Origin of the sequence: Pseudomonas sp. COR18, assembly GCF_048568395.1 — a bacterium.
In the GTDB taxonomy this organism is placed as follows: domain Bacteria; phylum Pseudomonadota; class Gammaproteobacteria; order Pseudomonadales; family Pseudomonadaceae; genus Aquipseudomonas; species Aquipseudomonas fuscovaginae_B.
In genome coordinates this window covers 6,224,554-6,237,701 of the sequence record NZ_CP183808.1, presented here as the reverse complement: position 1 = coordinate 6,237,701, position 13,148 = coordinate 6,224,554, and the positions used below count along the sequence as shown (strand labels likewise).

The window sequence follows — 13,148 nt, the reverse complement described above, 5'->3', positions numbered from 1 at the left end:
GCGAGTCCGCGCGCCTGAACGGTATTGTTCAGCGACCGGGCGAGCACAGGCTCGCGGTAGCGGTCCTTCTGTCAGGCTATCCCTTGCCTGATAGAAGGGGCTGCCGAAGCCTATTGGCTGGAGCAGTCCGCGCTGTAAGCGCGATTCCCCTGGCCGTTGCTGGTGACGGCGCAACTGATCGAGGACTGGGCGTCTGTCTGGAAGGCGTTCACGCGTCCGGACGATTCGACGCCCCGTAACGGCGCCGGGGCAGCCAAGAGAGACTTGACGTCAACGACTCACGGGGCGCCAGTGAAGGTCAATGGGCTTGTCGTGGCCCATGTCCGGTCCATCGCTTGAAGGCCCGACGGAAATTGTGCGCGTCGCTGAAGCCCACTTCATAAGCAACTTCTTCAATCGTCAGGCGCGAATTGCTCAGCAGCGCGAGCGCTCGCTGTTTACGGACCGTATCGAGCACATTCTGATAGGACCGCCCCTGGTCCGCCAATCGTCGGCGCAACGTCCGGTCACTCATGCACAACTGCGTGGCGACGGTGGCCAGGGCAGGGGGCTGGCGCAGGTCACGGCGCACGATTCGCTCGATCGACTCGATGAACTCGTTTTCCGCCGATTGCCGAGTCACGCTCATCTGGAGGAACTCCAGGGCCTGGCGGTGACTGAGCGGATCGTAGGTCGCGATTGGTTTGTCGGCCCAATGGGCTTCACAGGTGAACAGGTTGTCCTTCTGTTCGTAACGCACCGGGCATTTGAAGACTTGATCGTATTGGGCCGAGTAGGGCGGTTTCGAATAGCTCAAGTCGATGGAGCTTGGGTTGAAGGCATCCCCGACCAGGGTGCGCACCAGGTTCAGAAAGGTGCCGAAGGTTTCCTCGATCAGGAATGTCTGCAGGTCGGGTTCGTGAAAGAAGTTGCTGGCGCGAATCGAGATGTGGCTGGGGCTATCGATACGATCCAGTTGCAACAAGGTTCCGGCATGGCTCTGCATCTTGATGCCGAGGTTGATGGCCTCGCCTAGTGTCGGACTGGTGAGCATCGCATAGCCGACCAGGCCTATGGAACCGATGGTTTCATTGCAGCCGATATCAAGCCCCAGGCCACGCTCCCGACCTTTGGTCATGTCCAGTGCCCGACGAATCATCGAACTGGCCTGGCGAAACGAGACACGACAATCGGGGTTGGAGAGGTCTGCTATGTCGAACCCCAACCCCATGCACAGGCGCGTCGGCTCAATCCCGAAGTCCTTGCTCATGCCGGCGAGGCAGCGCAGCAGGTAAACATGCAGGTTGGCCTGGGTGTAATGAGCTGAACCGTCCATCGGGATGTCCTTTTTTTCTTCAGATTCTAAAGCCTTTCGACGGTTTTGATGTGCCTGTTTGGGGCGTTGTGCCACGTTTTTTTCGAGGTCGTCTGCCGGATATCGATGCTGACCTGAAAAGACTCTCAGCTGTCCGTTTGAGCGACAGGGCTGAACGGGGTATCGCTTTATGCTTACCGGGCAGAACTGAGGTGAACAGCACAATAAGAACCCGAAAAGGTAAGGAGATTGTATGAACATCCCTTCGCTCAAGGCTCATGTGAGTGAACAGGAGTGGCAACTGCGATGTGACTTGGCAGCCTGCTATCGGCTGGTGGCCCTGTATGGCTGGACGGACCTGGTATTCACGCATATCAGTGCTCGTCTCCCCGGCCCCGAACATCACTTCCTGATCAACCCGTACGGGTTGCTCTTTGACGAAATCACGGCCTCGTCGCTGGTGCTGGTGGACCAGGAGGGTAACCAGGTCCGTGAGTCGGGGTTTACGGTCAACAAGGCGGGTTTTGTCATTCACAGCGCCGTTCATGCGGCACGTGCCGATGTCCAGTGTGTGCTTCACACCCATACCCGGGCTGGTGTCGGCGTCAGTGCACAACGCGGCGGCCTGTTGCCCGTCTCGCAGCAGGCGTCCTTTGTCCTCGCAGGCCTCGGTTACCACGATTACGAGGGCGTGGCGCTTCGTGATGAGGAAAAGCCGCGTTTGCAGGCGGACCTGGGCGCAGGCAGTTTCCTGATGCTGCGTAATCACGGGTTGCTCACCGTCGGCCAGAGCATCGCCGATGCCTTTCTGGCGATGTACATCTTCGAAAGCGCCTGTCAGATCCAGTTGGCCGCGCAAGCCGGCGGCGATCTGCTTGCCATTGATCCGCGCATTATCGAGGGCGTTGCCGATGCTGCGCGGGTTCAGACCGAAGGCATGGGCGGAGGCTTCGTCTGGCCGGCCCTTCTGCGCAAGCTGGACCGCCTTGCTTCGGACTACCGGTCCTAACCGTTCTGTTGCGGTCCAGCCATTCAACCATTCATTCACCCCGGGATTTTCGAGCATCGAACATCTCGCATTGGAGTATCTCAAAATGGAATATCTCACTGAAGTGACCGAAAAATTCAAGGCGTCAATTGCCAGCGGTCCTACCCCTGCCACGAGCCTGAAAGTCAGTCTCAAGGACGTCGGTTTTATTTCGGTATCGGGCTCCACCGTGAGCAATGACGATATCGAGGCCGATACCACGATCACCATTTCGCGCAAGGATTTTGAAGGTCTGATCGCTGGCAAGCTGAATGCGCCGGTGGCCTTCATGCAGGGCAAGATCAAGATCAAGGGGGACCCGGGAGCGGCCCTGCAATGGCTGCCGGTGTTCCAGCGCGGATAAGCCAGGCGCTACCCCGGTGCCGTGAGCGGGTCACGGCACTGAACCCAAACGCCCAGAACCGCAGGACCTCGTGACAGAGGATCCTGCGGTTTTTGTTTATCGCCGCACGCGCCGGCCAGACACCGGCGCCGATTTACAGGACGGATGCGGAGCGTCGTGCCTGCTGGGTCTGCTTACCGATTTCTTCCATGGTGTCGAACAGGCCGCGCAGCTTTTTCGGATCAGTGCCGAGCATGCGGATAGCACGGGCCTGCTCGGGTGGCATGAACACTTCGATCGACTTTTTCTTGATCGCCTTGAACAGTGTTTCCGCGACGAACTCAGGGCTTACCGACTCTGTGGCGAAGGCGAACGAGGCGGCATCGTCCTTGGCCTCCTGTTCCAGCATCGGGGTTTCGGTGGACGTCGGGTGCAGGATGGTGAAGTGCACGGGCCCATGCCGCTCCTCCAGGGCGAGTGCATGATGGAATGCCCGCAGTGCCTGTTTGGACGCCCCATAGCTGGCGATGCCCGGGAAGGGCATGAAAGCGGTCATGCTGCACACGGTGACCACGTGGCCATGGCCTTGCTCGCGGAAGCGCTTGAGGGTCGCCAGGGTGCCGGTGAGCGGGCCCATGAAGTTGGTGTTCAGGGTCCGTTGGTGCTGTTCCAGGGACACGTCCCGGGCGTAACCGGTGCAGACGATGGCGGCATTGTTGATCAGAATGTCGAGCTGGCCGAAGTGCTGGTACGCGGTATCGAGTGCGCGCTCCCACTGGCTCGCCGAACAGATGTCCAGCTCGATGGCGTGGGCCCGTTCACCCAGGGACGTCGCCAGCGCCTTCGCACCCTTGAGATTGATATCGGCGAGTATGACGTTGTAGCCCAGGGAAATGGCATGTCTGGCGCTGGCAGCACCGATACCGCTGGCGGCGCCGGTCAGCAGGATCACCTGTGGTTTCTTCTTTTTCATGATGTTTTTCCTGTACCCGCTTGATGGGGTTGGATCAGTGGGAGGCGGGGGTTGCAGGCTTTCCGAACCTGAATGCCGGCGTGCCCTGGACATCGAGTTCGCAAGAGAGCAGGGTGCCCGCCTGCTCCTGGTCGTCGAGCTCGACTGTCAGGGAGGTGATGAACAGCGTGCGGCCGTCTTTACCGCCGAAACACGCCATGGTGGTTCCCTGCACGGGCATCTGCAGGCTGCGCAACAGCTGCCCATCAGCCGAGATCTGATTGATCATTCCTCGGTAGATTCCGGCACTCCAGTAGTGACCGGCACTGTCCATGGCGGCGCCGTCTGGCCAGCCGGTCTGTTCGTAGTCGAGTGTCACCAGGACTCGCCGATTGGACAGCTCGCCGCTGACGGGATTGAAGTCGTAGGCGTTGATCGCCGAAGTCGTACCATCAGTGTGATAGAGCGTGCGGTGGTCCGGACTCCAGGCCAGGCCATTGGAGACAAAAAGGTTGTCCAGCACGCGGGTGCACTGCCCTTCGGGCGTCACTCGGTAGAGGGCGCCCGTCGTGTTGATGCTGTTTTGATCCATGCTGCCCACCCAGAAGCACCCGTCGGGGCCCACCTTGCCATCATTGAGGCGGTTGTCGGGACGATCCGCTTCCGGGTTGACCAGAAACTGCAGCTCCCGGGTCTGTGGGTCGAAGAGATGGACCCCGGACTTGAGACCGGTGATCAGTCGGCCGTCGTGGCTCAGGCCGACACAACCGATGGGCGATGGCATGTCGAAACGCATCAACTCGCGGGTGAGCGGGTTGAAACTCAAGAGCGCTGGCGCGTCGATATCGACGAACCAGAGCACTTCGCGCTCGTCATCCCATACGGGACTTTCTCCCAGTGCCAGAGGGACATCAATGCAGGGGGTGACGGGGATCTCGATAACGTTCACTGAGTGATCTCCTGGTAGTGAAGGGGCCGTCAATTGAGGGACGGTGACGTGGTACTACGGGCGAGAGAGGCGTTGCCGCGAAGCGACCACCAGACGAAGGGCAGTGCGGCGGCGATGCTCAGGCCCAGCCCATATGAGAAGTAGACGCCGCCAAACTGGTCGAACAGCGCACCGGCCACCCCGGTGCCGAGCCCGGCACCCAGGAAGGTGACGACCACGGTACGTGAGACCAGGGAACCATCGGGGTCGACCTCCGAAAGCAGTCCGCTCATGAAGGGGATGATCGCGAAGAACGAACAGTTCAGAGCCAGTTGACTGAGGAAGTAGGACCAGCCGTCGGTGGCACGGAAGAAGCAGAGGATTGAGCCAATCAGGGCGAGTTGGGCGAGCCAGATGAGTGCCAGTCGATGCTGATGGCTGGCGCGATGCGAGGGGATGATGGCCCCGGCAAAACCTATCAGGGAGGACACCGACAAGAGGACGCCAATCAAGGAGGGGGAAAGTCCGGCCTGATTGCCGACAATGCCGGAAACGGCCCACTGCGAGGCCTGGGCGCCGTAAATCAATACCGTCACGGCCCAGACGGCCAGGACCAGGCGGATCGGTATTTTGCGGCGCGGACGGGGCTCAGCCACCTGGCCGGTCAATCGCCCGATCCCGTAAACCGCCGGTGCCGAGAGAACGGCCACGACCACCAACAAAACAAATAGCCAGCGTCCCAGCCACTGTTGGGGCAAATAGGAAATGAGCACCAGCACACTGCCGTTGATCGCCCCTGCCAGCACATTGATTTTTCCCCAGAGTTGCTCTGCCGAGACGCGTTGGGAAACGCTGGCGGCGACGATGACGAACAGAATGCCTTCGCAGATGCCGGTAAAACCGCGGGCGATGCCGAGGGTTGTGAGTGTTGGGGCCAGCGCGCTGCAGGCCTGTCCGGCGATGGTGCCGAGCAGTGCGTACAGCGTGAATGTGTGTGACGTGCGGGCAATCCAGCGCGGCATGGCGGCACAACTGAGCGCCAACCCCAGTATTTCAACGCCGGCAATCTGTGTGGCAACGCTTTCGTCGAGCTGCAAGCGCAGCATGACGGCGGCCACCAGAAAGGGTGTCAGAACAAGGCCATTGGTCGCCAGGGCGTACGCCAGCGCCAGTCGCATGACGACGCGGGCGCTCAACTCGGGGCGGAGCGCGGGTACTGCTGGAACTGCTGTCATCGATTCACCTTGCTTGTTGTTATGGGTGGACGAATTACTTTCCGAGCATCAGGCGGGTGACCAGGCGTGTGATTTTCCCGTACGGCGCCGCGATCCTGTGGGACATGTTGAAGCGGCTCATCTTGAGTACACCGCGGGCGTGGGACATCTGAACGAAACCGTCGTAGCCGTGATAGGCGCCGGTACCACTTTCTCCGACACCGCCAAAGGGCAGGTCTTCCTGGGTGGCATGAAGCATCGTGCCATTGATCGTCACGCCGCCGGAGCGGGTCTGTTCGAGAATCCGTTCAATATTTGGCGTCTGCATCGAGAAGCCGTAGAGGGCCAGGGGCTTGGGGCGTTCATTGATGAAGGCGATGGCCTCTTCCAGTGTGTCGTAGCCAATGATCGGCAGGATCGGGCCGAATATTTCCTCCCGCATGACAGTGGCCTCGGGCGAGACCGCGGTGAGGATCGTGGGAGCGATCTTGCGTTCCTGCAGGGTACCCTCCGGGTTCAATTGCCAGACCTTCGCCCCTGCCCATTGAGCCTGTTCGATCAGGTCATCCAGGCGTTCATAGTGGCGCTGGGAGACAATGGAGGTGTAGTCGCGGTTGCCGGCAATGGACGGATAAAGCGTCTTGGCGGCGCGAAGCAGGGCGGCGGCGAAGGTTTCAGTCAAGTCATTGGGCACCAGTGCATAGTCCGGTGCAACGCAGGTCTGCCCGGCATTGAAGAACTTTCCGATGGCGATAATGCGGGCGGCCTTCTCCATGGGGTAGTCCCGACAGAGTATGACGGGTGATTTCCCGCCCAGCTCCAGGGTGACGGGGGTCAGGTTCGGCGCAGCGGCGGCCATGACCTGCCGACCGATCCGTGTCGAGCCTGTGAACAGCAAGTGATCCAGGGGCAGAGCGCTCAGTTGTGCAGCGACTTCCGGGCCGCCCGTCGCGACGGCCACCTGATCTGTGGGAAAGGTCGCGCTGATCAGGGTTTTCAGGAGTTCGGCCGTGCGGGGGGTCAGTTCCGAGGGCTTGATGATGACCCGGTTACCGGCGGCAACGGCCTCAACCAGGGGCACCAGTGTCAGCGTCAAGGGGTAGTTCCAGGGGGCCAGGATGCCCACGATTCCCAGCGGTTGATACTGTACCTGTGCACTGGCCGGCCGAAAGGCAATACCGACCTTGCGCTTGTGCGGGCGCATCCACTTTTTAAGATGCGCGCGGACATACTTGATGCTGTTGAGGATGGGCATCAATTCGCCCAGTTCCGTTTCGGCAAAGGAGCGGTTGCCGAAGTCCTGTGAGACCGTCTCAAGCAATGACTGGCGGTTGTTTCTGATCATCTGCGCCAGTTTATCGAGGGCGCTCATGCGATCTGCGTAAGAGGGGGCGCCGTCGCGATGCAGGCCTGCTTTTTGGGCGTCAAACAACGCCTGCAGGTCGTGGGTCGAGTCGAGGAGTGATGTCACTGGGGTGGCTGATTGGTTCATTGTTGTTTTCCATCGGCGGATCGCAAGTGGCTGGCCAAGCGGGGGATTGAGCTGGCCGTTCAGAAAAAGCTTTTTCCCTCGCCCCTGTAAGTGCGCACTGTGTCGATGATCTGGCCGTCTTGAATCAGCAGCAGTTCGTTGAAGCGTTCACAGAGCTCGCCGGCCTTGGCGTGGCGGAACAGAATGGGGTCGCCGGTTGCCGGCGAAGTCGATAAGGCGTGTTGCACGGGGGTTTGCACCTCTCCTGCGGCTTCGTTGGCGAGCAGGCGGCAACCGGCGGGCAGCCAGGGAAGTGGCAAGCGGTTCTTGCCCATCGGTCCGGAAGCGATGTAGCCGCCCCCCGAACAGGTCACCACACCCGCTTTGGGGACGCGGGTAACGGGCAGGGCAAAGCCGGCGGCGGGGAGCACCTTGAACGCCCGATAGTGATCGAACAGGGTGGGGGCGTAGAGGCCCGAGCCTGCGGCGAGCTCGGTGACCGAGCGGTCCTGGCGGGTGCTTTCAAAACTGCCGGTGCCACCGCCATTGACGAATCGCAGCGTATGCCCATCTTTCCTCAGGGCGTCCACCACGGCTTGTCGGCGAGCGTTGACCTCCACAATCGACTTTTTCTTGAGATGGCGAATCACTGCACTTTTGACAGGCTCTCCCGGTACGTCATCCATCAAGCCGGCGATCTGTCCCTCGTAGCCCATCAGCCCTTGCAGGGCAACGCCTGGCTGTTCGGCAATCTTTCGGGCCAGTATCAGCGCGGTTGTCTCGTCATGGATGGGTGAGCGATGGACGCCGAAGTGGATGAAGGGGAAGGCCGAAGACATGTCCAGGTCGATCGCCAGAGGAATGACGACGTCCTCGGCCTGTGCGATGCGACTGATCTTCATCACCTGCTCGATACTATCGACCATCAGCGTGATAGCGCGTCCATAACGCAGTTGCGTTGCGACAGCCCGGATGTCAGTGGGTTCCACGCTGGGGTAGGCGACCACAATGTCGTCGAATCCCTGGCTCGCCAGCCATGCCGCTTCCCCCGCGCTGTAGCAGAGCAAACCTTGCATGAAAGAGCCGGCGGCCAGTATTCGGCGAATCATTTCTACCGAGCGCACGGATTTGGTCACCAGGCGAATGGGCAAGTTGCCCGCGCGCTGGCGCAGTCGCTCCAGATTCATGGCGAAATGGTCCAGGTCAATGAAGGCCGCCGGTAAGGCGTGATTGGCCAGGACGGTCCGGTAATAGGCGTAGTCGTGCGTGTGCTGTCCGATCGATCTGCTTGTTGTTGGTGTAACACGGCTCATGGGGCTGTCTCTGCGTAATGAGCGAAGAGGGCGCGGCTGCCCCTCGCTGTACTGGCGCAAGGATAGGAGCCTGGGGGGATCGCGACCAAGGGTGAAGGAGGCCGTTCTAGGGGTCCGAACAGGCCAGCAAGCTGCCGGTTCGGATGGCCGGAACTGACCCCAAACTGGCCTGTGAGCCTATGCGGAGACGGCGGCTTGCGGTCCTACACTCGAATCCAGCAACGAGCCGACAACAAGAACAAAGGTGAAGTCATGCACTACGCATTGATTACGGGGGCGTCGGGAGGGATCGGTCGCGAGTTGGCCTGGCTGTTCGCCCGTGATGGTGTCGGTCTGGTGTTGTGCGCCAGCCCACGAAGTCGAGCCAGGCTGGAGCTGCTGGCTGACGAATTGACCGAGCAGTACGGCATAAAGGTGCACGCACTCTGCGAGGACCTGTCGGTGCCGGGGGCCGCTGGCCGCCTGGTGGCGCACGTCAACGCGCTGGAGTTGCCGATCGAGTACCTGGTCAACAACGCCGGAGCCGGTATCGTCGGTCTGGCCTATCAGGACTATGACGCCGCGCAGCTCACGGCGATGCTTCACCTCAACATCGTGACGTTATCGGAGCTGACCCTGCATTTTGTCAGGCCGATGATCGAGCGGGGTCACGGGCGGGTGCTCAATCTCAGTTCGTCGGCGGGGTATGTCGTGCCGCATGGCCTGGAGGCGGCCTATGCCGCATCAAAGGCCTATGTCATCAGCGTATCCGAGTCACTGTCCCATGATCTGAAAGGTACCGGTGTGACCTGCACCCACCTGGCGCCAGGTCCGACCCGAACCAATTTTTTCGTGGCGGCCGGGCTGGTTGATGAGCGACGCATGGCCAGGCTTGGCTACAGCGAGCCCGAGGAGATTGCGCAAATCGGTTACCGGGCGATGCTCGCCGGTCGCACGGCGGTCATGCCGGGTATCAGCAACAACATCGTCACCTGGTTGGCGCGTCTCTCTCCTTCGCGAACCCTGACCGGGAACATCTCCGCTTATGTGGTTTCCCGTGACCTGGATTAAATCGACTTTCACTGAGTATCCACTCGTCCAAAGGGTCCGAGGTTGAAATCTCCCCATGTTGACGAGCCTGGAAAAAACTAGCCCTTGCCCTGAGCGGTGAGTAGTTCAGAAAAATAAAAAACTGCTGTGGAGTGATTTTCGAATGAATAAATCAAGTAGGAAGTCGGGGAAAGTGTGCCTGCGTGCCAGCGTTGGTCTGGTATTGGTGGGGTTGTGTCCGGCGCTGATACCAGTAGCGGAAGCGGTCGAGTTTGACTTTCTGGATAATGAAGTCAAGGGAACTCTCGATACTACGGTGTCCTATGGGACGACTTGGCGAGTTCAAAGTCAGGATAAACACAATGATGAATTCAACGGCAATGATGGCGATCGGAATTTCGCCACTGGCCTCGTTTCAGAAGTCTATAAGTTGACCTCCGAATTGGGGGCGACCTATAAGAACTACGGCGTCTTTGTTCGTGGTACCGCTTTTTATGACACCCAGATCATGGATAAGCGAACCGACTACTACAACCATTCGGCTGTCGTTGAACCCAGCCAGAACTATCCCAAGGATGATCGTTTCACTTATGAGGCTCGGCGTGATGCCGGACGAGGTGCACAACTTCTCGATGCGTATATCTATGGCAAATGGGATCTGTTGGACCATCCTTTTTCTGTTCGCGCCGGCAAGCAGGTGTTCAACTGGGGCGAAAGCATGTTCTACCGAGGAGGGGTCAACACCACCAACCCTTTGGACGTTACCAAGTTTCGCTTGCCCGGTTCGCAACTCAAGGAAGTCCTCGTACCTGTAGGGGCCCTCAGTTTCAACCTTGGCTTGACGGACAACCTGTCCATGGAGGCCTTTTACCAGGTGGACTGGAAGGAGAGCTCGCTTGACCCGGTGGGCACCTACTATTCCACAACAGATCTGTTCGGCAAGGGAGGCAGGCAGGCTTACGTGCAGGTCCCGGACCTGGCACCGGCATTTTCGGCCTACCAGGCGATTGCCGCGAGTGTTCCAGGCACCCGGCTGGGTGCCGGGCCCTATGGGCTCAACAGCTTCATGGATTCAGGCACCGGTATCTTCAAGGTGGCCAATATCGGCAAGGATGAAAAGGCGCGGGACAGCGGCCAGTTCGGTATCAACCTGCACTACATCGCCCCGGCCTTGAACTACACCGATTTCGGCTTTTATTTCGTCAACTACCACACCAAGGAGCCCTTGGAGTCGGTCAACCTGGGCAACTATCAGGGGGTCGACATGTCCACGTTGTCGGCCTTGGCAGGTAGCAACGCTGGCGCCATCGCGACACTTGACCTGGTGGGGAATGCGGTGGTTCGTCGTGCCTATGTCGAGGATGTACGGATGTACGGCTTCAGTTTCAACACGACATTGGGCAATGCATCGGTGTTTGGTGAGTTGGCTTATCGACCGAACTTGCCGATCAGTATCAGTGCAACCAATGATTTGTTGGGTGATATCCTCGGTCAGGGCGTTTCCGGCTCGACCAATGTATATGACGCGTCAGTCTCCGGCTCTCAAGCGTGCATTCAGGTGTCCGGTAAAGCGTTGTGCCGCTCCGGCAGTCTGAATAACTACGAGCGAGTCGAGGCCTTTAATGCCTCGTTGGGCACTATCTACAATTTCGGCCCGGCGCTGAGTTTTGACTCATTGATTGGTATCGCCGAACTGGCAACCGAGAGTCTGCATGGCAGTAGCCTGACTTACACCGCGTTTACTCCAACACCAGAAAAACGCAAGTTTGCCGGCTCTCCAGATCTGCCCGGTAACCCCATCAGTCGGGACTCTTATGGTTATACATTGGTGATGACGGGAACGTGGAATGATGTGTATGTCGGTGTGAATCTCTCACCGTTCCTGACCTATTCAAATGACTTCAAGGGTAACTCCGACCTGACCGGTAACTTCATGGAAGGTCGGCAGGCCTACACCGTGGGGCTCAAGGCGAACTATCAGGGGAGTCTGGAAACCGAAGTTCAATACACCGCCTTTTATGGGGCCGGGAAAAGCAACACCGTGCGTGATCGCGACAACGTCAGCTTCGACGTCAAATATTCCTTCTGATTGGCCGTATTTCAATACCATGCTGGAGACTCACCATGCCTAGAGTAGCGCCCCTCTTGAGTGTCGCAATGATACTCGGATCTTTTGCCGTCACGGCCCAGGCGGCGGTTTCTGTTCAGGAAGCACAGAAACTTGGAACAGTCTTGACACCCTTGGGTGCAGAGAAGGCAGGGAACGCCGATGGCAGCATTCCGGCATGGAGTGGAGGGCTGACAAAGCCGCCCGTGCCTTATAAGTCGGGTGACCACTATGTGGACCCGTTTCCAGAGGACAAGCCGCTATTCACCATCACCTCGGCCAATCTGGATCGTTACAAGGACAAGCTGACGGCAGGTCAGATGGCGATGTTCAAGACGTACCCGGACACTTATCAGATGCCGGTGTATCAAACCCGTCGTACGGCGGCAGCGCCCCAGTGGGTGTATGACAATACTTTGAAAAATGCGACCACGGCGAAACTGCTGGAGGGCGGAAATGGCTTTGCTGACGCGTTTGGGGGTACCCCGTTTCCAATCCCGCAAAGTGGTGTAGAGGTTGTCTGGAACCATATCGCGCGTTACCGCGGAACCCATCTGGTACAGCCGCTCAACGAGGCCTCGGTCGAGACCAACGGCAGTTTCACGATGTCCAAGTATCAGCAGGAGGTCCTGTTCAACTACTACGATAAAACCTCCAGTTTTTCTGAACTGCAGAATGTCATGTTTCACTATTTCAGCGTGGCGATCAGCCCGCCGCGCATAGCCGGTGTGGTCAATCTGGTCTACGAGACGATGGATCAGGTCCGTGAACCGCGCCTGGCCTGGACCTATGAAGCTGGCTCGCGTCGAGTGCGCCGAGCCCCGACGTTGGCCTATGATTCTCCTGGTGACGATGCGGGTTTGATGACGCTGGACAGCAAGGACATGTTCAACGGGGCCCCGGATCGATTTGACTGGAAACTGGTGGGAAAAAGGGAAATCTACATTCCCTACAATAACTACAAGACCAGCAGTCCCGGTGTGACTTATAAGGACCTGTTGAAACCGGGTCACCTGAACCCTGCTTACACCCGTAATGAACTGCACCGCGTCTGGGTGGTGGAAGGCACATTGAAACCCAGTGCCCGGCACCTGTACTCCAAGCGCACGCTCTACTTCGATGAGGACAGCTGGCAGATCGTCCTGGCCGATCAGTACGATGGGCGGGGTGAGTTGTGGCGTGTGTCTGTTTCCTACCTGATGAATTACTACAACCTGCCCACGATCTGGTCGGCCGCCGACGCCTTCTATGATCTGCAATCGCGCCGCTACGATGCCCAGAAGATGGATAGCGAAGAGCCACGCTCCATTGATTTCGACCAGCCGAATCCCCCGGCCGACTATTTCAGCCCGGCTGAGCTGCGCCGCCGCGGTACACGCTGATAGTCGTTGGCTCAGTCTTCGGACCAGGTCCATGGAGGTGGCCTGGACGAAAACTGGGTTTTCAGATGCGGCCCGATGCTTCGGCCGC

Annotated in this window: 11 protein-coding genes; 5 read left to right on the top strand and 6 right to left on the bottom strand. The window is 59.0% G+C overall.

Annotation, left to right across the window (positions count from 1 at the left end):
• Window positions 1-298: 298 nt before the first annotated feature.
• Window positions 299-1,390, bottom strand: coding sequence for an AraC family transcriptional regulator (locus ACM62G_RS28065; RefSeq protein WP_273822781.1), 1,092 nt, complete (start codon window positions 1,388-1,390; stop codon window positions 299-301).
• Window positions 1,391-1,547: 157 nt separating this feature from the next.
• Here ACM62G_RS28065 and ACM62G_RS28060 point away from each other — a divergent pair, with 157 nt between their 5' ends.
• Window positions 1,548-2,303, top strand: a complete 756-nt coding sequence (locus tag ACM62G_RS28060; RefSeq protein WP_419736137.1) for a class II aldolase/adducin family protein — start codon at window positions 1,548-1,550, stop codon at window positions 2,301-2,303.
• 70 nt (window positions 2,304-2,373) lie between these two features.
• Window positions 2,374-2,685 (top strand): SCP2 sterol-binding domain-containing protein, encoded by a 312-nt coding sequence (locus ACM62G_RS28055; protein WP_273822784.1) that lies wholly within the window; start codon window positions 2,374-2,376, stop codon window positions 2,683-2,685.
• Between the two features lie 133 nt (window positions 2,686-2,818).
• Here ACM62G_RS28055 and ACM62G_RS28050 read toward each other — a convergent pair whose 3' ends face one another.
• Genes ACM62G_RS28050 through ACM62G_RS28030 form a run of 5 tightly spaced genes read right to left on the bottom strand, consistent with a single transcriptional unit; the run spans window position 2,819 to window position 8,542 of the window.
• On the bottom strand, window positions 2,819-3,637 hold the full coding sequence (locus tag ACM62G_RS28050; protein ID WP_419736136.1) for an SDR family NAD(P)-dependent oxidoreductase: 819 nt from the start codon (window positions 3,635-3,637) through the stop codon (window positions 2,819-2,821).
• A 34-nt stretch (window positions 3,638-3,671) separates the two neighbouring features.
• Complete coding sequence (locus ACM62G_RS28045) at window positions 3,672-4,565, bottom strand: SMP-30/gluconolactonase/LRE family protein (protein WP_419736135.1); 894 nt, start codon at window positions 4,563-4,565, stop codon at window positions 3,672-3,674.
• A gap of 29 nt (window positions 4,566-4,594) precedes the next feature.
• A complete protein-coding gene (locus ACM62G_RS28040; protein WP_419736134.1) occupies window positions 4,595-5,779 on the bottom strand; it encodes an MFS transporter in 1,185 nt (394 codons plus the stop codon).
• A gap of 34 nt (window positions 5,780-5,813) precedes the next feature.
• A complete protein-coding gene (locus ACM62G_RS28035; RefSeq protein ID WP_419736133.1) occupies window positions 5,814-7,250 on the bottom strand; it encodes a coniferyl aldehyde dehydrogenase in 1,437 nt (478 codons plus the stop codon).
• Between the two features lie 59 nt (window positions 7,251-7,309).
• Complete coding sequence (locus ACM62G_RS28030; RefSeq protein ID WP_419736132.1) at window positions 7,310-8,542, bottom strand: amino acid deaminase/aldolase; 1,233 nt, start codon at window positions 8,540-8,542, stop codon at window positions 7,310-7,312.
• 252 nt (window positions 8,543-8,794) lie between these two features.
• Between ACM62G_RS28030 and ACM62G_RS28025 the strand changes: the two genes are divergently transcribed.
• The 3 genes from ACM62G_RS28025 (at window position 8,795) to ACM62G_RS28015 (ending at window position 13,060) form a co-directional block, all read left to right on the top strand.
• Entirely contained in the window at window positions 8,795-9,592 is a 798-nt protein-coding gene (locus ACM62G_RS28025; RefSeq protein WP_419736131.1) for an SDR family NAD(P)-dependent oxidoreductase, read from the top strand.
• A gap of 142 nt (window positions 9,593-9,734) precedes the next feature.
• Window positions 9,735-11,660 (top strand): DUF1302 domain-containing protein, encoded by a 1,926-nt coding sequence (locus ACM62G_RS28020; RefSeq protein ID WP_419736130.1) that lies wholly within the window; start codon window positions 9,735-9,737, stop codon window positions 11,658-11,660.
• Between the two features lie 35 nt (window positions 11,661-11,695).
• Window positions 11,696-13,060 (top strand): DUF1329 domain-containing protein, encoded by a 1,365-nt coding sequence (locus tag ACM62G_RS28015; RefSeq protein WP_419736129.1) that lies wholly within the window; start codon window positions 11,696-11,698, stop codon window positions 13,058-13,060.
• The last annotated feature ends 88 nt before the right edge of the window (window positions 13,061-13,148 follow it).

Bases quoted from the DNA above. Each gene is read 5' to 3' on its own strand.
- ACM62G_RS28025 (WP_419736131.1), top strand. From the start codon at position 8,795: ATGCACTACGCATTGATTACGGGGGCGTCGGGAGGGATCGGTCGCGAG.
- ACM62G_RS28015 (WP_419736129.1), top strand. From the start codon at position 11,696: ATGCCTAGAGTAGCGCCCCTCTTGAGTGTCGCAATGATACTCGGATCT.
- ACM62G_RS28060 (WP_419736137.1), top strand. From the start codon at position 1,548: ATGAACATCCCTTCGCTCAAGGCTCATGTGAGTGAACAGGAGTGGCAA.
- ACM62G_RS28030 (WP_419736132.1), bottom strand. From the start codon at position 8,542: ATGAGCCGTGTTACACCAACAACAAGCAGATCGATCGGACAGCACACG.
- ACM62G_RS28020 (WP_419736130.1), top strand. From the start codon at position 9,735: ATGAATAAATCAAGTAGGAAGTCGGGGAAAGTGTGCCTGCGTGCCAGC.
- ACM62G_RS28035 (WP_419736133.1), bottom strand. From the start codon at position 7,250: ATGAACCAATCAGCCACCCCAGTGACATCACTCCTCGACTCGACCCAC.
- ACM62G_RS28040 (WP_419736134.1), bottom strand. From the start codon at position 5,779: ATGACAGCAGTTCCAGCAGTACCCGCGCTCCGCCCCGAGTTGAGCGCC.
- ACM62G_RS28050 (WP_419736136.1), bottom strand. From the start codon at position 3,637: ATGAAAAAGAAGAAACCACAGGTGATCCTGCTGACCGGCGCCGCCAGC.